This window comes from Bacteroides sp. B1-V-101 (assembly GCF_023656585.1).
Classification (GTDB): Bacteria; Bacteroidota; Bacteroidia; order Bacteroidales; family Bacteroidaceae; genus Bacteroides; species Bacteroides thetaiotaomicron.
On sequence record NZ_JAMOKH010000001.1, the window covers coordinates 335915 to 354795 of the forward strand.

Here is an 18881-nt window from a genome sequence, read left to right on the forward strand (position 1 = left end):
TGTTACTTCATAGGTAACGGAGCTAAACAGCGTTGCAAAGATGGAGATATTTTGGAAAACATGCAAACAAAAAAGATATTTTTTCTGATAAACTACTAAAAAAAGAGAAATAACACGATAAAACGGCGGATTTCTTTTTATTAGACCTTTATAACCTTCTAATTATATTCAAAGATTTCCCTCCCCTCTGCCTCCTCTTTGAAGCAGGGGTAAATAAGTTTCATTACTAAATCATACAGTTTTTCATAAAGAAGGCTTCATGAGAGCCAGGACAAAGGTTTGCCCGTTACCTATGAAGTAACGGGCAAAAAGTATTGGGAGTAAGTTTCTTGTTCATCCTCTATGGAGCATGGACACAGGTAAAACAAAAAAAGAAAAGGAGGTTACACTAAAAATGAATGGGGACAACACATGGGATTATTGAATCGACATCGAGAGATTATATTTTTATTATTTAATTTATAAATTAAAAGTTTTTTTATTATGAACAAAAAGTTTTTAAATGCAGTCCTGTTTGGAGCGTTATTAGCGTCTTCGACGGGCACATTTACATCTTGTAAAGACTACGATGACGACATCAATGGTCTGAGCGAACGTGTGGATGCAGTCGAAAAAACATTAGCTGACTTGAATACCAAGTTCGGAGCATTGGCTTATGTGAAATCGGTATCCTTTGCTAATGGTGTATTGACAGTAACAGATCAATCGGGGACTCCTACTACTTATACGATCCCTGATAACGATACGAATACTACGTACACTTTGGATGTAACTAGCAGTAGAGAAGGAAATGTGACTACTGTTACTGTTACTCTGACAGGATCTGACAATTCTAAGATCGTCAAAACATTTACAATCACTGATAACGATACAGTAACTCAAGACACTAAATTAGATCCTACTAAGTTCTGGATGGACTCAGAAGGTGTGATGTGGTATGGAACAAAGGATGATAAAGAAAACTCTATTAAAACAGGAGTAGCTGTTCCAAAACAACCGCAACATGATAAAACGACTGTAAGTGTTGTTCAGTATAAAGATGAGACTGGTGTTGTAGTAGGATGGGAAATCTTAGTAGATAATCAACCTCTCTCAACTAAGTTGCTTATTCAGGATGTACTGCCAATCACAAGCTTTGAATATATCCCAACGAAGATTTTGGCCGGATGGGGTGAAAGAGTAATTGTGTTTGAAGAAAACTCATACAAACAGAAAACGATTGTAGCTAACGAAGTTAAAACATCTGCAACTGCTACTTTATATATGTCAAATGTAGCTGCTCCTCAATATCGAGTTAATCCGTCGAGTGCTACGCTTGCTCAATTGACAGAAGAAGGTAAAGCTCAGATTTTGAAACAGACTGTAGAACAGGTAACAAGAACTCCGGGTGTATTTATTGACTGGAAGAAAACTACAATAGAAAATGGCATAATGACTGTGTCTCTGGAAGCTGACCCTGCTTTATTTGAAGATGAAGCAGATAAATTGGACATGATTGCTCTCCAGTTTGAAACAACTGCAAAAAATAAAGTTACCACTGAATATGTAGGTGTTATCAACAAAGATGCTGAGATTGATGTTGTCTTGACTGATAAAGCTGTAACAGCTACTAATCCGGGAGATGATGCTAATCACTTTGCTATTACCAAGGCTGATGCTGAAGCTCAGGTGGCTAAGATTGATGATAAGAATATGCCGATGACAGGAAATGCTGCTTTAGTTCAGAATGTTACTTATTCTGAGGCTATTGCTGGTATCAACTTGACAGAACTTGTTTCTGCATGTAATGTAAAGGATGCTGCTGGTCATAAGTTCTTTGACTATACTAAGTATCCTGATCTCACATTGTCTTTTGAAGCTGTTGCTTATAAAGTTAATGAAACTCCGCAAGAGCGCTATATGAGCTTAGATGGTGTAACATTCAAGGCTGTAAACTATGGTAATGTGAATGAAAGCTGTATTGGTAAAGCTCCGATGGTACTGGCTAAATTGACAGATTCACATAATGGAAATGCAATCGTTGCTGCTGCCTATATCAAATTACTGATTGTGGGTGACGCTGCTGCTAAACCGGAACCGGATATCACTATCACTGAAAATGCTACTATTGGCATTGATTGCAACAATTCTGCTTACACTTGGTCAACTAATGACGAGTTCATGAGTACTCAGGTGTATACATTCAGTACAAATGAAAAATTGACAGCATTGAGTAAAGAACAATTCCATACACTCTATGGATATGCTGCTGCTCCTGTTGTTGGATTTGATAACGTAGGTACTTGGAATGTAACAGAAATCCTGACAGCTGGTGATAATAAGGCTAACCGTGGAGCTAAATTCGAATTGACAACTGCACCGTTGGAGGCTAAAACTTATGTGGCTTATGCTGTATATGAGAAAACAACAGATGCTGATGTTATCGTTTCTATTGCAAATGGTGGAATGTATCCGAAATATGTTGCTATTAAGCATGTTGTAAAAGTAGATCCTATCAACTTTACTGCAACTGCTAAAGAGAAAGCGCCCAATGCTTGGAATGGTAATACAGCTTCTATCTATTGTCAGACTCCTGGTACTACTAACACAACGCAGATTATCGGTGATTTGAATGAACTCTTCGTAGGCGGTAAAGTTCAGTTCGATTATTCCAGCTCATTTGATGCTGGGAAGTTCCCGAGCTTCGTAGCTGATAATATGGAGTATACATTCGTGTTCTCTGAAAAGAACTTGAAAGCTACACGTGGTTTGGTAACAGGTGTTGATGGTACACAATATCAATTGGCGTTGAACGCTGACAAGACTGAATTGCATGCTGTTGGTAAAGACTTGACCGGTACTGCTGTTGCTAGTGCAATAACTGCAGATAATTTGGTAGCAAGCTTGTCTGATGCTAATAATAATGATGTTACATTTGCGAATACTGCTGTTGCTAAGAATCTGTTGAATAAAGAAGCCCGCGGTGCTGATAGCTTCTATGCAGTTATGGACATCGTTTATGAAAATGGTTGTGACATGACAGTACCAGTTACTAACGGTGAATTCAACCTTGCCTTTATCCGTCCGGTTAATGTTTCTTCTGATGCAAGCAAGTTCTTTACTGACGGTTTGAACGAAGGTGATCCTGCTAATACCTTGAAGTTAGGTGAACTTGTTACCTTTACAGACTGGAGAAAAGATTCTCCGCTGAATAGCTTCGCCGCTAATTTGGATTACTATAGATATTATGGTGTAACTAAGATTGAATGTAAGGGTAATATAGCAGATGTAGTTGAAACAGACTGGACTGGAACAAGAAAAACACTGAAGGAAGCATTTGGTGCTGAATTGGCTAGTCAGATTATAACAATTACTTCTAAGAATGTTACTTATACTACTGCTGAGGTAACTGCTGTTCCTGACTTTGGTACTGCATCTTATATCAAGAGTAGCAGAGTTGAGATTAAAGACTACAAGCTTTACATTCCTTTGACTATTACTTACACATGGGGTACTATCGAGGAAACAATTGAAGTACAGGTTAAAGCTACAAAATAATTTGGACTAAGAAGTAATGAGGTTGTGATTTATGCACAACCTCTTACTCTCTTTTTTTAATGCAGCTAAATACTGTATAGAAAGAGGTTGCATTCTCATTATTGTGAGAAAATATAAGTGTGGAAAAGGAGAGTGTGACAAGAAGGACACGCTCTCCTTTTTTCATAATAGTTAATATACAATTTAAATATAACGAACGAGATGAAACTAAAAAGAAATTTGGTCCTGGCTGTTCTGTGTTTGAGTACGATGGCTACTTTTGGACAGAGCGAATCTCAATCTTCACGTATAAAGGAAGAAGGCAAGATTACTTTCAAACCTCATTGGTTCATTCAAGCACAAATAGGAGCAGCCCATACCGTAGGTGAAGCAAAATTCACTGATCTTATTTCTCCGGCAGCAGCTCTTAATGTCGGTTATAAGTTTGCTCCCGCATTCGGTGCACGTGTTGGTGTAAGTGGCTGGCAGGCAAAGGGGGGATGGGTGAATCCGCAACAGACCTACCAATATAAATATCTGCAAGGAAATGTAGACATCATGGCGGATCTCAGTACTTTGTTCTGTGGTTTCAATCCGAAGCGTGTGTTCAATGGCTATCTTTTTGCCGGAGCAGGGCTGAACCGTGGTTTTGACAACGATGAAGCAAATGCGCTCGATACCCGTACTTATGAGATGGAATATCTCTGGCAGGAAGGTAAGTTTCTCGTTGCCGGACGTTTCGGTCTTGGTTGCGACCTTCGTTTGAATGACCGCTTGTCTATTAACATCGAAGCGAATGCCAACGCCTTGTCTGATAAGTTCAACTCCAAGAAGGCCGGTAACTGTGACTGGCAACTGAATGCCCTTGTCGGTGTAAGTATCAGACTGGGTAAAAGCTACACTAAAACCGCTCCGGTCTATTACGAACCGGAACCGGTAGTGACGGAACAACCCAAACCGGCTCCTGTAGTAGAACAACCGCAACCCAAAAAGGAAGTGGTGATTGAACCGTTGAAGCAGAATATTTTCTTTGCCATAAACTCTGCAAAGATTCAGGACGATCAGCAAGCCAAGATTGCTTCTCTGGTAGAATATTTAGAGAAGAATGCTACTGCTAAAGTGAGCGTGACAGGATATGCAGACAAAGGAACTGGTAATGCCAGAATCAACAGCAAATTATCGGAAAAACGTGCGAATAATGTAGTGGAAGCTTTGAAAGCAAAAGGTATTGCTGCCGATAGAATTACAGTTGCTTATAAAGGTGATACTGTTCAGCCATATAATACTCCTGAAGAAAATCGGGTAAGTATCTGTATTGCTGAGTAAATATGGCACACAAAGGCTATTAAGAATTTAAAATTTCCCTATTTCTCATGAGAGAGTTTTCCCCACTTCTTTATATATATCATTTATATAAGGTGTTCTCTCTGAGAATCTTAAGAGGTCCGTACTTGTGAAAGTCCGTACTTCTGCAATAATAACCCTTTCTTCACTTAAATGTGAAGATTACATTGGGGAATAGTTGGAAAGGTGGTGCTTGCGAAAGTACTCCTTTCTCTTACCTATTTCCTGTTGGAGGATGTCTCCCTTTTTCCCACGGACATCCTCTTTTATACAAAAAGGCGACTCATACTGAATGGGCCGCCTTTTCTGTTATTTAATCTCGATTTCCTCCTTCATATCGATTTCCTCTCCATGTGTATCGTAGAACACATATTGCAGGAAAGCGAGTTTCTGACTTGGAATGATCTTGATACCGAATCCGTATTTCATCTGCCACTTCCGTCTGAGGGAAACGAGTCCCTGATTGATGAAGGCGGCGACATACGGATGGACGTGTAACGAGAATTTCTTTACCTTCAGTTTGTTGACCAGATAATCAATTTTACTCTCTAAAGTGTCCGTAAAGAGAATGGACGATTTGATAGTACCTTTTCCGAAGCAGGTAGGGCAGATTTCGGTCGTGTTGACGTCCATTGCCGGACGCACGCGTTGGCGGGTAATCTGCATCAGCCCGAATTTGCTGAGCGGCAGAATATTATGCCGTGCCCTGTCTTTCTGCATGTTGGCACACATTCGTTCATAAAGCTTCTGACGGTTTTCGGCTTCATTCATATCGATGAAGTCCACGACGATGATACCACCCATATCTCTTAATCGCAGTTGGCGAGCCAGTTCGTCGGCGGCTCCCAGATTTACTTCGAGTGCGTTACCTTCCTGCCCGTTGGCATTCTTGGTGCGGTTACCGCTGTTCACGTCTACTACGTGAAGCGCCTCAGTGTGCTCAATAATCAGATAGGCACCACTCTTGTAAGAGACTGTTTTACCAAACGATGATTTAATCTGCTTGGTGATACCGAAATTGTCGTAAATGGGAAGCTGGCCTTTGTACAGTTTCACGATGTTTGCCCGGTCGGGTGCGATCAGTGTCACGTAGTCTTTGATTTCATTGTACACAGCCTCGTCGTTGACGTGAATATTCTCAAAAGAAGGGTTGAAGAGGTCGCGCAACAAACCTACGGCGCGGCTGGTCTCTTCATAAATCAACGTCGGATACTTGGTGGCTTTCTGTACTTTCGCCATTGCATCTTCCCAATGCTTGATCAGGACTTTAAGCTCTCCGTCGAGTTCGGCCACGCGTTTGCCTTCGGCCACTGTGCGGACAATCACACCGAAGTTTTTCGGTTTGATGCTCATCAACAGTTGTTTCAGGCGGGCACGTTCTTCGCTCGATTTAATCTTTTGCGAAACGGAAACCTTATCATTAAAAGGGATCAGTACCAGATAGCGTCCGGCAAACGAAATTTCGGACGTCAGTCGCGGTCCCTTGGTAGAGATAGGCTCCTTAACGATTTGCACCACCACTTCTTGTCCGACCTTTAATGTATTGGCCACTGTGCCATCCTTGTCCAGGTCAGGAAGTAGGGTTGCTTTACTGATGGAGTTCAGCTTCTTTTTGTCGCTTAAAGTCTGCTTTACAAACTTTTCGAGTGAGTTAAATTGAGGACCCAGGTCAAGATAATGAAGAAAAGCGTCTTTCTCGTAACCGACGTCTACAAAGCATGCATTCAGTCCGGGCATCAATTTCTTGATACGTCCCAAATACATATTGCCCACTGAGAAAGAAATGTTTCTTCCTTCGCTTTGAAGTTCCACCAGACTCTTGTCTTCGAGAAGGGCGATGGAGACCTCTTTGGGCTGTACGTCTATTACAATTTCACTTGTCACTGTTTTGCTTTCTTATTATTGATTGAATCTCATTTATATGAACAACTTTTTTGACAAAATGTTCATTTAGGGTTAGCTACTTAAACAAAGAACAAACTTGAAAGACATGTAGCTTCGCAAGTTTGTTCTTTATTCTGTTTGATCAGACTTAAAAATTATTTTTTGCTTTTATGTCTGTTCTTTCTTAGTCTTTTTTTACGCTTGTGCGTAGACATTTTATGTCTTTTTTTCTTTTTTCCGCTTGGCATAGCTTCACATTTTATGGGTTAATACTCTTGTTTATTATTTCTTTACTGAAATTGTAAATGTCTTAGCCGGTTTGAAGGCCGGAATGTTGTGCTCTGGAATGATGATAGTAGTATTCTTAGAAATATTACGAGCTGTCTTTTGAGCTCTTTTCTTAACTACGAAGCTACCAAACCCGCGAAGGTATACATTCTCATCGTTAGACAATGAGTCTTTAACAGCTTCCATAAATGCTTCAACTGTTGTAAGAACTGTTGTCTTATCAATACCGGTTTTCTTTGTAATCTCGTTTACAATATCTGCTTTAGTCATTTTTCCTTAAAAAAAATATTATTACTAGGTTCTTGCTAATTTTTTGGACTGCAAATATATAGCTTTTTGGTCTCCTAAAAAAATATATTCTGCACATTTTTCTAAAAAAGTGGAGGCATTAAGTTTTCTTAGAGACAAAAGAGTTACTTTTGTACTGCTTTTGGATAGTATATACGAGATAAATGTTAGATGATAGATCGAAATCAGGAATGAATATTTTTAGTGAGGCTATAGTTGAATGGTATAAAGAATACAAGCGTGATTTGCCTTGGAGAGAATCGTCGGACCCGTATCGGATCTGGATATCGGAGATTATTCTCCAGCAGACACGGGTGGCGCAGGGATATGATTACTTTCTCCGGTTTATCAAACGTTTTCCTGATGTGAAGGCATTGGCAGACGCTGACGAGGATGAGGTGATGAAATACTGGCAGGGACTGGGATATTATTCTCGTGCCCGCAACCTGCATGCTGCGGCCAAAAGTATGAATGGAGTTTTTCCGGAAACATACCCCGAAGTGCTGGCGCTGAAAGGAGTAGGGGAGTATACGGCGGCAGCTATCTGTTCTTTTGCCTACGGTATGCCTTATGCGGTGGTAGACGGAAATGTGTATCGGGTACTTTCCCGTTATTTCGGCATTGATACTCCGATTGACTCGACGGAAGGAAAGAAACTGTTTGCTGCTCTGGCGGATGAAATGCTGGATAAGAAACAGCCGGCTCTTTATAATCAGGGTATTATGGACTTCGGAGCAATACAGTGTACTCCACAGTCACCCGATTGTTTGTTTTGCCCATTGGCGGATAGTTGTTCGGCACTTTCAACAGGAAGGGTGACTCAGCTTCCGGTGAAACAACACAAGACAAAGACAACGAACCGTTACTTTAATTATATCTATGTACGTGCGGGCGCGCATACCTATATAAATAAGCGGACGGCAAACGATATATGGAAGAACTTGTTTGAACTGCCACTGATAGAAACTCCGGTTGCGTTGTCCGAAGAGGAGTTCCTTGCATTGCCGGAATTCAGGTCATTAATAGTATCGGGTGAGAATCCGGTGATACGCTTAGTCTGCCGGGATGTGAAGCACGTGTTATCACATCGGGTCATCTATGCCAACCTGTATGAAGTGGCTTTGCCCGAAGACACGAAGTCCTTCGCTAACTTTCAGAAAATACGATTGGAAGAATTGGACAAGTATGCGATTTCTAAGTTGGTGCAGATCTTAATTCAGGTAATAGGTAATAGGTATTAACCATTCGGTTTATAGCGCAGCTTATTACCTATTACTTATTACCTACTTTTTACTTATTACTTAAAATACTTGCATACTATTGTTATTCTGTTTAATTTTGGCAGCAGATTTAAATAATAGAATCATAAACTTGATATATGTATGTCAGTAAATAAAGTGATATTGATAGGAAACGTAGGACAAGATCCTAGGGTGAAATATTTCGATACAGGTTCGGCAGTGGCAACTTTTCCTTTGGCTACTACTGATCGTGGCTATACATTGGCCAATGGAACCCAGATTCCCGAAAGAACGGAATGGCATAATATTGTTGCATCCAACCGTTTGGCTGAGATTGTGGACAAATATGTACACAAAGGTGACAAACTGTATCTGGAAGGGAAAATAAGAACCCGTTCATATAGTGATCAGTCGGGCGCTATGCGTTATATCACTGAGATTTTTGTGGACAATATGGAAATGTTGTCTCCGAAAGGGGCTAATACAGGTGCGGGGGCTCCTCAACCGTCTGCAACACAGGCTCAGCAGCCGCAGCAGATGCAACAGCCGCAACAACAGGCGCAGCCGTCACAGGCACAGCCGATACAAGATAATCCGGCAGATGACTTGCCGTTTTAGATACTGTGATAATGTGTCAATAGGCTGATGGCTGATTGGCACATTATCTTTTGTTTAACTAAAATACATACTCTTTGGACTCAGATGGTTATTTAAGCCAATTGGCTGAAATTTTCAACGGTATTACCGTAAACACTCCTTCAATCTCTGCTATTATCGCCATAGTACTGGCAGGTGTGCTCCTGCTTGCTTCCGGCTTTGCTTCGGCTTCTGAAATAGCTTTTTTCTCACTCTCTCCTTCGGACCTGAATGATATTGACGAACACAATCATCCTGCTGACGAAAAGATTAGCGCACTCCTTGGAGATTCCGAACGGCTTCTGGCTACGATACTGATCACTAACAATTTTGTGAATGTGACCATTATCATGCTCTGCAACTTCTTCTTCATGAATGTATTCGTGTTTCACTCTCCATTGGCGGAGTTCATTATACTGACTGTAATCCTGACTTTCCTGTTATTGTTGTTCGGAGAGATCATGCCGAAGATTTATTCAGCACAAAAGACATTGGCATTTTGCCGTTTCTCCGCTCCGGGCATCTATTTTCTGGAAAAACTGTTTCATCCGGTTGCTTCTATGCTGGTGCGTTCTACCACTTTTCTGAATAAGCACTTTGCCAAGAAGAATCATAATATTTCTGTGGATGAACTTTCTCATGCATTGGAATTGACGGACAAAGCTGAAATTTCTGAGGAAAATAATATTTTGGAAGGAATTATCCGCTTCGGTGGTGAGACTGTGAAAGAGGTGATGACATCTCGTCTTGATATGGTCGATCTGGATGTCCGTACCCCTTTCAAAGAAGTGATGCAGTGTATCATTGAAAATGCTTATTCACGTATCCCTATTTATTCCGGTTCGCGGGATAATATCAAGGGTGTGCTATATATCAAGGACCTTCTGCCACATGTCAATAAGGGAGATAATTTCCGTTGGCAATCATTGATCCGCCCTGCTTATTTTGTGCCGGAGACGAAGATGATTGATGATCTGCTTCGTGATTTTCAAGCGAATAAGATACATATTGCCATTGTGGTGGATGAGTTTGGAGGTACTTCCGGACTGGTGACAATGGAGGATATTATCGAAGAAATCGTAGGCGAGATTCATGATGAATATGACGATGAAGAGCGCACATATGTTGTGCTGAATGATCATACATGGATATTTGAAGCAAAGACACAGTTGACTGACTTCTATAAGATTGCGAAAGTCGATGAAGATGAATTTGAAAAGGTAGTAGGTGACGCTGATACGCTGGCAGGCATGCTGCTCGAAATAAAAGGTGAGTTTCCGGCATTGCATGAGAAGGTGACTTATCACAATTATGAGTTTGAGGTGCTGGAGATGGATAGCCGCCGTATTCTGAAGGTTAAGTTCACGATTCTTCCGAAGGAGATGGATGAGTCGGAGAGTAAGGAGTGATGAGTAGATAAGACCTGTTCGGGCGGAGAAACTATAATCGGAGAAGAAATTATAAACCAAAAACGATGGGATTATTTCTGCAACATAAGACGGTTGATATGCAGTGGGCTGTCTGGAAGATGGAGGAATCTTTGGATACACTGTTTAGTCTTCTGCCCGATACCCGAAGAGTTTCTTGTGAGCAGGAAATGCAGCGTTTTACTTCGGACCGAAGGAAACTGGAATGGTTGTCTGTCCGTGTGCTGCTATATTCTATGTTGCAGGAAGATAAAGAGATAGGATATTCATCGGAAGGAAAGCCGCATTTGACAGACAATTCTTCTTTTATCAGTATTTCTCATACAAAGGGGTATGTAGCTGTGATACTTAGTTCCGTAGCTCCTGTAGGCATTGATATTGAGCAATATGGACAGCGTGTGAAAAGAGTATACGATCGTTTTATCCGTTCCGACGAGCGAGTAGAATCTTATCAGGGAGATGAGACTTGGAGTATGCTGTTGCATTGGTCGGCAAAGGAGACAATCTTCAAATCAATGGAAAATGCTGACGCTGATCTTCGGAAACTTTGTTTATCACATTTCATTCCTCAGAGCGAAGGGGTATTCCAGGTGCGGGAGTATGCAACGGAACGGCAGCAATTGTTCACCGTCGGTTATCGTATTTGTCCGGACTTTGTTTTGACGTGGACTGTCACTATTTGAAGCATATTTGCATATTGATAAGCGGTGAATAATGAGTGGAATAGTCCACCAATTATTCACCGCTTATCTTTGGTTACTTATCTTTCTTGTTCAGTCTGTAACTTAATGCTCCCGATGGACATTTACTGATTTGTGCAATTAGCTCTTCCGTTGTAGCATTCTCGATTTGTACCCACGGCCTCTCTTTCGGGTGGTAAACATTGGGTAACATTTTTACGCAGATTCCTGCATGCTGGCACATTTCCGGCTGCCATACAATGGTTAGTTCGCCACTGGTATATTCAACTTTTTTTCCCATATCTATACTTATTTAATATGAATGCCACGCATTACAATTCTCTTCCATTCCGGGTGTTTATGAATGTATCCGGCTACAAACGGACAAAGTGGAACTAAGCGTAAACCTTGTCGTTCGATATCCGCCAATGTCTTTTCTGCAAGCTGTGAACCGACTCCTCTTCCTCCAAGGGAAGCGGGGACTTCGGTATGTACAAGATAGATTTCTCCATTATTTGATTTGATATAGTCTATCTGGGCTATCTTGTCATCGATCTGAAATTCATACCGATGTTTCTCCTCATTATCGATTAATTTATAATCTTCTGCCATAACTTTACGTATTAAGTTTGATTATAATATAAACACTTGAGGATTGATTTTGTTTATAAAGAATTTTCTGCTTGCTTACAAGGTCATTGCCATTTGTCTTGTCTACCTGCTATACAGACAATCGTTCTAACTGAACGGTAAAATGCCGCATCAAGGGGGCTTCCCAAGCGATGCGCACACCACGGGTGATCGTTTCTCTCCGTTCGAATACGTTTCTAAGTGCGGCAGCTATTACGTTCATGTGATTGTCCGTATATACCCTGCGAGGGATGGCAAGGCGAAGTAAATCAAGGCCGTTAAAGCGATTTTCGTGAGTGATAGGGTCACGGTCGGCAAGGATGTAACCAATCTCGCAGCCGCGTATGCCTGCCTCCAGATAAAGTTCGACGGTTAATGTCTGTGCGGGAAATTCTTCTTTCGGGACATGTGTCAGTACTTTGGAAGCATCGACGAAAATAGCATGGCCGCCGGCAGGTCGTTGATAGGGGATTTCGTATTCGTCCAGTTTCTGGGCGAGGTATTCTACCTGTTTGATACGTGTTTCCAGGTTATCAAATTCTGTGTTTTCGTCAAGACCGATAGCGAGGGCGTTCATGTCTCGTCCGTTCATGCCGCCGTAGGTTAAGTACCCTTCATATTGCACGCAGAAACCTTTGGCACCTTCATACCATTCTTTACGTCGGGTGGCAATGAAGCCGCCCATGTTGACTATGCCGTCTTTCTTGGCACTCATTGTCATACCGTCGGCGAGATCGAACATTTCACGGGTGATTTCTTTGATTGATTTGTCTTGATAACCTTCTTCACGCATCTTGATGAAGTAGGCATTCTCTGCAAAGCGGGCGGAGTCGAAAAGTACAGGTTTGTTGTATTTATCGGCGATGGCACGTACTTCACGCAGGTTTTGCATGGATACAGGTTGACCTCCTGCGGTATTGTTGGTAATGGTAACAATGATAAAAGGAATGCGGTCAGCATATTCGCTTAATGCTTTCTCTAATTTGGCAGGGTCTACGTTTCCTTTGAAGGGAATTTCCAGTTGTGTATTCTTTGCTTCGTCAATCGTACAGTCCAGTGCGATGGCGTGCCGTCCTTCGATATGCCCTTTGGTGGTGTCGAAATGCGAGTTGCCGGGAACTATGTTGCCTTCATGTACCAGATAAGAGAAAAGAACATTTTCTGCCGCCCGTCCCTGATGGGTAGGAATGATGTATTCGAATCCTGTTATTCTTGTAATGGCATCTTTTAGTTTGAAGAAGGAGGTAGCACCGGCATAACTTTCATCCCCCAGCATCATGCCTGCCCATTGGCGGTCGCTCATAGCTCCCGTTCCGGAGTCGGTGATAAGATCAATATAAACTTGCTCTGATTTGAGTTGAAAGACGTTATAATGTGCTTCTTTAATCCATTGCTCGCGTTCTTCGCGGGTACTTTTTCTGATGGGTTCTACCATCTTGATTTTCCATGATTCAGCAAAAGGTAATTTCATTGTCCTCGATTTTAGATTTTTATCCGACTAAAATACTGAATATGTATGAGATGGACAAGTTTTTGATGACTTTTTGTAAGGATAGGGATGCGTAATTGTTTTTAAAGGGACATGGAAAGAGTAGATGGGACGGAGAGAAAATCTAGAAGGGAATGTGTAGAATCTAAGAGATGAGGTTTAAAAGTCAAGTTTGCTATCATTTAGTACTGTTATCCAAAGTGGAGTGATATGCTTATTAGAGTTTCTATGCACCTTCTTTCAAGTCATGCGGTTGATTGAGTGGACTTATGCGGTCGATCGTTTGTAATCGAGAGGTTGATTGAGGATAAACCAACGGTCTGTTTGGTGCAATTGAACGGTCTGTTTGGCTCAAACGGAGGGTCTGTTTGTGGTAATTAGAGCCTCTGTTTGAGTCAAACAATAAATACCTGATTTTTATTTTTCGATGAGAGTAAGGTCATCAATGCAGAAATATTTACCAGTATTCATTCCAAACTCGCCCGAGTCTGAAGAACTAGGAATAAGTGTGATTTTAGAAGCATCTTTAAGAGGGGTTAAATCAAACCATATCCATGTATTTACTGGTTTATCAGTATCAGTTTTGTAATCGGCAAGTTTAATTTTTGTTTCAGCAATTTTTTTCCCTTTATTGTCGTATCCTGTCGCAGTAACCTCATACTAATCTCCTTTTTTGAAAGGTCTTGCGTAACTGTCACCTTCCGTCATACCGATGTAGGCATTTTTACTAGTGGTTATCCATAGACCTTTAATGGAATATTGAGAGTCTATAATTGTCATAGAGGCTGTGGTATTTTCATCACTGTAGACACCTAAATATACTTCCCCGGTTTTTATATTTCCACAGTTGGGTTGACAATTTTGGAAGTGGCTAGTTTTGTTGGTGTAAGTGAAGCCTGCGAAGCTATACCCTTGTCCCCAGTCCGAGTAATAATGATCGAAGGTTACATAACTTTCAGGATCAGTGAATGTGTCTTTAAAATAGTATCCTGAAACTTCGGTACTAGTTGAAGTAAATTCACTCTCCGATTCCGTTAATTGGTTTTCGAAGCTGACAACCACTTCTTTTTTCTCATTTTCTCCTCCTTTATTATCATCACCACCTTTTACTTCATCATTCTCATCACTACATCCACAAAAAGCGAATACTGATACCAGTAAGAATAAAGATAACTTTTTCATTTTTGCTTTCATTTAAATTATTAATTGTTTTATTGATTAGTTCTCGAAATGTAAATCCTCTACTGTCATTACTTCCGTGGAAATTTCTCCCATCCAACCTACGTTTTGATTGACAGCTGTATATATTTTCACAAAATCAATTTTGTCTAATTCTACGTGATTCCCGTTTTGATCAACAGCCCAGTCTATTTTGAATTGGCTGAACTCCGATCTGTTGGGATGATTATCCGCATATCCCCAAGGATAACAGTACCCTACCCAAGTACCTCCTTCATTTATTGCATTGTCTTTCAAGCGTGTTCCGCGAAAAGTAATTTCATCTTCTTTTATCCAATTGGGATAGTAGGAATCCTGTTGATGGTAACTGTTGCGATAGACGAACCCTTCTCCTCCTTGATTGTCGGTCCAGCGGATATCACCATTGGCAGGTTGAGGACGATAATAGGTTATTTCGTAATTACGGGTTTCCGTATCTTTCCCATATTCGCTTCCTGCCAGTTCATACCATTCATCGTCCGGCAATCCATTGCCATTTTCATCTTTTGAGACTAAGACAATGCCCGGTTCGGCACTTCCTCCCAAAGCTCCCGTACCGGTATTCTGATTGTATGAGGCATTGCCTAAAATTCTGAAGTCATATTCGCCTTTACTATTACGGATTGACTGATGGAATCCGACTGTAATCGTTCCCCCGAATCCACCTAAAGAAATAACAGACTTCTTCTTTAATTTCTCTGTTGCACGTTCCAAAACCTGTTTGGCAGAGAAGCCGTCTTCGTAGGCGGAGGTTGTTGTATTAATGAACTGTCCGGGGGCAGGGATGTATTCGAATACTTTGTTGGCAAAGGCGGAAGGCGCATTCGGATCTTCCGGTGTATCGCCTGCCTCGTTCTGTGAAGCCTTGTCGCTAAATACTACTGTATTAGGATTTAAGCCGATATCATTTAGACGATATTGAAGTTGCCCTTGTTGGTTGAAGCAAAGGACATCTCCTTTGACTGTATAATTGTAAGCCTCCGTGATATACACATTCCCGCTGAAAGGATTCAGCTGAATGCTGAAAGGCGTTTGTATAGCCGTTCCGTCTGTGATAAAGTTATCCCGTATGACGGTTCCTGCATTCAGGTCAAATACTTTGATGACGGAATCTTTAGTCTGATAGTCGTAAGTATATAGATAAGCGATGGGGCCGTCGATGGCAAAACTCAGTACTTTTTCATCATACGTAGTGGCGACCGCATCCGTCCGGCTGTCGATTTTGACCAGATGATAGTCTCCGGCTTCAATGTCAGTTCCCCGTGTGACTACATACACGGCTTCTTCCAGCCCCGGAAGTATTTTTCCCGGATTCGGTCCGACTTCTATTTTCTTTGTCTCCTTGAAAGTCGTTATGTCAATCACTGATACGGTAGTGTCTACGCCCGGCCCCGAATAATCCAGTCCGCCGGAATTGGATACATACAATTTCCCGTTTTGTACGCAGATATCCTCCGCATTTCTTCCGACTGTGACAATCTCTTCGATCTCCAGAGAAGTGGTGTCAATCCTTGCGACTGTACCGTCATAGGAACATACATATGCCTTATCCTTATCAAACGCTATCGCACGGGGCTGACGTGAACTGCCATTGTCGCGCAATAGACTGATCTGCCGGATGGATTTGCCCGTAGGAAAGTCAATCACCTCTACGGTGCTCGACACACTGACCACCACATAAATCTTATTTCCATAGATCGCTATGTCATTGGCTGTATCTCCCAATCCCCGCTGATTGTTTGCACTAAAGTAGTTGTTCGTACATCTTTGCCGATTGAAAGAATAACGAGCGAGCGAACTATTATTCTGATTGAACAGTCCTTCGCTTAATATGTACATCTCCGCTGTTCCGGTTTCGAATACATCCCCATTGCTTTCGGGTACAATACTTGGCTTATCTTCCAGATCATCGCAAGCGATAAAGAAGAGTGGGAAAAGAAAAAAACACTTCCCCAACCGTAGCAACATATTATATAAAAGACTTTTCTGCATACCTAATACCTATTACTTATTACTTAATACCTATTACTTATTACCTAATACCTGACTCCTATCGTCACTCTTACCGATCTTCCCGGCATGGGGAAATTCTTAACGATCTCATAATTCCTGTTCATCAGATTCAGCACTTCCAGGTTGAGTGATGCTGTAACTTTCTGTATTTTGAAATCTCTGTAGGCAGAGATGCTGTGATCACTGTAACTGTCCAGGCGGTTGTCGCTGATGTTTTGTCCTAACATATACCGTTTTCCGGAGAAAAGGAATGAATAGGAAAGATTGAGCCATGGAGTTTCTATTCCGGCTTGTCCGGAAGCGGAGACGCGCGGGGTATAGGCTATCTGATGCTTGTACACTTTACCTTCCGGTGAGTTGGGATTGGAGTTGGTAACGTCCAGTGCCCGTTGGTAAGTATAGTTTCCGGAAAGGTTGATCCGTAGTTTATCCAGAGGCTGGAGGCTGAGGCTGGCAGTTGCATCTATCCCCTTGATATCCACTTTGCCCAGATTGACCATACTCCAGATGAATAAGTTCTTGGTAGGAGTGGCTACAATCTTGTCGGTCACTTTATTATGGTAGGCGTCTACGGTGGCCGAAAGATAAGGTATAAAGTTGTTGATGGCTTTACTATAAGTAATACCTATATTATATTGAGTAGCACTTTCCGGCTTCAGATTGATGTTTCCGGCCTTGTCGTAATATAAGTCATTGAAGCTGGGCAGACGGAAGATATCTTTGTAGAAGAAACGGAACCGCAGTTCTTCATTGTGAAACGGCTTTAGCGAGATGCTGACATTGGGAGACAGCTTCCGGTGGTTGCCGGCACTACCTCCGTTTTTAGCTTTCTCGTTGATGACAGTTACCAGAGCAGAAGCGGACAGCGTCACCCATTCATTGACGTATTTCCCGGCAAAGGCTGTCAGCCATGAATAGCGGGTGGGGGAGACGAAGTTCTGCAAATTGGCATTCATCGTATTGATGCTTCCGTCGGTGGACAAGGAGAAAGAAAGATTGTTCCATATCCGGTATAGAGCGGAAGCGGACAGGTAATATTCTTGCTGGTAATAGCTGTTGTCAGTTCCTCCGACGGAGGTAAGAGCATCCGGGTCCTGATAGTTCTGATAACTCCAGTTCCACTTGGCAGAGGTCTGGAATACCCATTTTCTGCTAAACTCTTTCTTGTACTGGCTTTGGATAAAGGTGTTCTTATCCCGCAGATTTTGTCGGGAGAAGTCATAATATAAGGTAGTGGCATTGGGCAGCCCCCGTGAGGACTGGTAATAATAGGCTTTCAGTCTCCATTGCTCTTTGTCGGAGAGATTGGCGAAAGCGCTTATCTCAGCCCGAAGGTTTTCTACATCCGTATTCCGGCGCTTCTCTTTACTGACCTGAACATCGGCATCATTCCCGTAACGCAGGGTAAATGGATAATGCCCGTCCGAAGACATCCATTCGCCGTTGGCGGTCATGCTCCATTTTTTGTTGAGTTGTTGTTCCAGAAAAAGGGAAGGGTTTACTAATCCCCATGAACCGGTCTTAAATTCGGCGGCTATATTAGTCGGCTTGTCTTCTTTGAAATGCGGAGTCAGTGTCTGTATGTTCAGTATACCGGCAGAAGCAAAAAAACGGGCAGGCTGGAAGATGTTGTCGCTTTGTCCGTTGTTGAGCGAAAGGCGGTCTACGTTGTTTAAGGAGAAACGTCCTATGTCTACTTGTCCGGTCTGGCAGTCGCTGACGGTGATGCCGTCGTAGGAAACAGCGGTGTGTTGTGCCCCGAGACTTCGGATGGAGACGGTTTTTAATCCTCCGATACCTCCATAGTCCTTCACGGTAACTCCTGCGAAATGTTTTACCGCATCCGATACCTGCAGTGCCTGCAGATTCTTTAATTCTTCCTTATTGAAAACCTGCAGAGGAGAGGCTGAACGGACTTCACGCGTCTGATAAGGGTCGGATACCATGATTTCGGGGATGGAGTAGATATGTGCTGTATCCACTTTTTGTTGTTGGGCAAAAAGGGATAAGGACAAAGCCTGACAGCAGAGTAGTACGCTCATCTTTTTAATAAAAGTATTCCTTCTCATTGTTTTCTTTCAGTCTGTTCATAATGTAAAAAGATGTCCGGGCGAACTCACTTCGACCGGACATCATAATAAACTTGGCAGAGTTTATTAATTAGTACACACTTTCTCTGAATCAGAATGGTGAATGAAATGATGGACGGATTGTCCGGTTCATTAGA

At 41.9% G+C, this 18881-nt stretch carries 14 protein-coding genes and 1 pseudogene; 6 read left to right on the forward strand and 9 right to left on the reverse strand.

Annotated elements, in window-relative coordinates:
• The first annotated feature begins 483 nt into the window (after positions 1-483).
• Positions 484-3537 carry a hypothetical protein gene (locus NBH01_RS01475; protein WP_055229331.1) on the forward strand — a complete coding sequence of 1018 codons (3054 nt, stop codon included), beginning with the start codon at positions 484-486 and terminating at the stop codon, positions 3535-3537.
• A gap of 201 nt (positions 3538-3738) precedes the next feature.
• The gene (locus NBH01_RS01480; RefSeq protein WP_048696180.1) at positions 3739-4842 is read left to right on the forward strand and encodes an OmpA family protein; all 1104 of its coding nucleotides are present in this window, start codon (positions 3739-3741) and stop codon (positions 4840-4842) included.
• 327 nt (positions 4843-5169) lie between these two features.
• Here NBH01_RS01480 and NBH01_RS01485 read toward each other — a convergent pair whose 3' ends face one another.
• Both NBH01_RS01485 and NBH01_RS01490 read right to left on the reverse strand, forming a co-directional pair.
• Positions 5170-6744 (reverse strand): Rne/Rng family ribonuclease, encoded by a 1575-nt coding sequence (locus NBH01_RS01485; RefSeq protein ID WP_008762276.1) that lies wholly within the window; start codon positions 6742-6744, stop codon positions 5170-5172.
• A 282-nt stretch (positions 6745-7026) separates the two neighbouring features.
• Positions 7027-7302, reverse strand: a complete 276-nt coding sequence (locus tag NBH01_RS01490; protein WP_008762277.1) for an HU family DNA-binding protein — start codon at positions 7300-7302, stop codon at positions 7027-7029.
• A 209-nt stretch (positions 7303-7511) separates the two neighbouring features.
• On the opposite strand from NBH01_RS01490, the gene mutY reads away from it, so the two are divergent.
• The 4 genes from mutY to NBH01_RS01510 all read left to right on the forward strand — a co-directional run bounded on the left by mutY (position 7512) and on the right by NBH01_RS01510 (position 11307).
• Positions 7512-8561 (forward strand): A/G-specific adenine glycosylase, encoded by a 1050-nt coding sequence (gene mutY / locus NBH01_RS01495; RefSeq protein ID WP_250699946.1) that lies wholly within the window; start codon positions 7512-7514, stop codon positions 8559-8561.
• Positions 8562-8702: 141 nt separating this feature from the next.
• Entirely contained in the window at positions 8703-9179 is a 477-nt protein-coding gene (locus tag NBH01_RS01500) for a single-stranded DNA-binding protein (protein WP_008762279.1), read from the forward strand.
• A 74-nt stretch (positions 9180-9253) separates the two neighbouring features.
• On the forward strand, positions 9254-10606 hold the full coding sequence (locus tag NBH01_RS01505; protein WP_008762280.1) for a gliding motility-associated protein GldE: 1353 nt from the start codon (positions 9254-9256) through the stop codon (positions 10604-10606).
• A gap of 65 nt (positions 10607-10671) precedes the next feature.
• Entirely contained in the window at positions 10672-11307 is a 636-nt protein-coding gene (locus tag NBH01_RS01510; protein WP_195440501.1) for a 4'-phosphopantetheinyl transferase family protein, read from the forward strand.
• 73 nt (positions 11308-11380) lie between these two features.
• Here the strand turns inward: NBH01_RS01510 and NBH01_RS01515 are convergent, their stop codons facing one another.
• From NBH01_RS01515 to NBH01_RS01540, 7 genes and pseudogenes are all read right to left on the reverse strand, one after another.
• On the reverse strand, positions 11381-11605 hold the full coding sequence (locus NBH01_RS01515) for a (4Fe-4S)-binding protein (protein WP_151209508.1): 225 nt from the start codon (positions 11603-11605) through the stop codon (positions 11381-11383).
• 8 nt (positions 11606-11613) lie between these two features.
• Positions 11614-11916 (reverse strand): GNAT family N-acetyltransferase, encoded by a 303-nt coding sequence (locus NBH01_RS01520; RefSeq protein ID WP_008762283.1) that lies wholly within the window; start codon positions 11914-11916, stop codon positions 11614-11616.
• A gap of 109 nt (positions 11917-12025) precedes the next feature.
• Positions 12026-13405, reverse strand: a complete 1380-nt coding sequence (gene tnaA / locus NBH01_RS01525) for a tryptophanase TnaA (RefSeq protein ID WP_151209507.1) — start codon at positions 13403-13405, stop codon at positions 12026-12028.
• A gap of 435 nt (positions 13406-13840) precedes the next feature.
• A pseudogene (locus NBH01_RS26755) lies at positions 13841-14071 on the reverse strand (DUF4465 domain-containing protein); the annotation flags it as partial.
• Between the two features lie 12 nt (positions 14072-14083).
• A complete protein-coding gene (locus NBH01_RS01530; protein WP_502801498.1) occupies positions 14084-14617 on the reverse strand; it encodes a DUF4465 domain-containing protein in 534 nt (177 codons plus the stop codon).
• Positions 14618-14641: 24 nt separating this feature from the next.
• Complete coding sequence (locus NBH01_RS01535) at positions 14642-16633, reverse strand: YncE family protein (RefSeq protein ID WP_215709758.1); 1992 nt, start codon at positions 16631-16633, stop codon at positions 14642-14644.
• Positions 16634-16677: 44 nt separating this feature from the next.
• Positions 16678-18723, reverse strand: coding sequence for a TonB-dependent receptor plug domain-containing protein (locus NBH01_RS01540; protein ID WP_129655056.1), 2046 nt, complete (start codon positions 18721-18723; stop codon positions 16678-16680).
• Positions 18724-18881 lie beyond the last annotated feature (158 nt).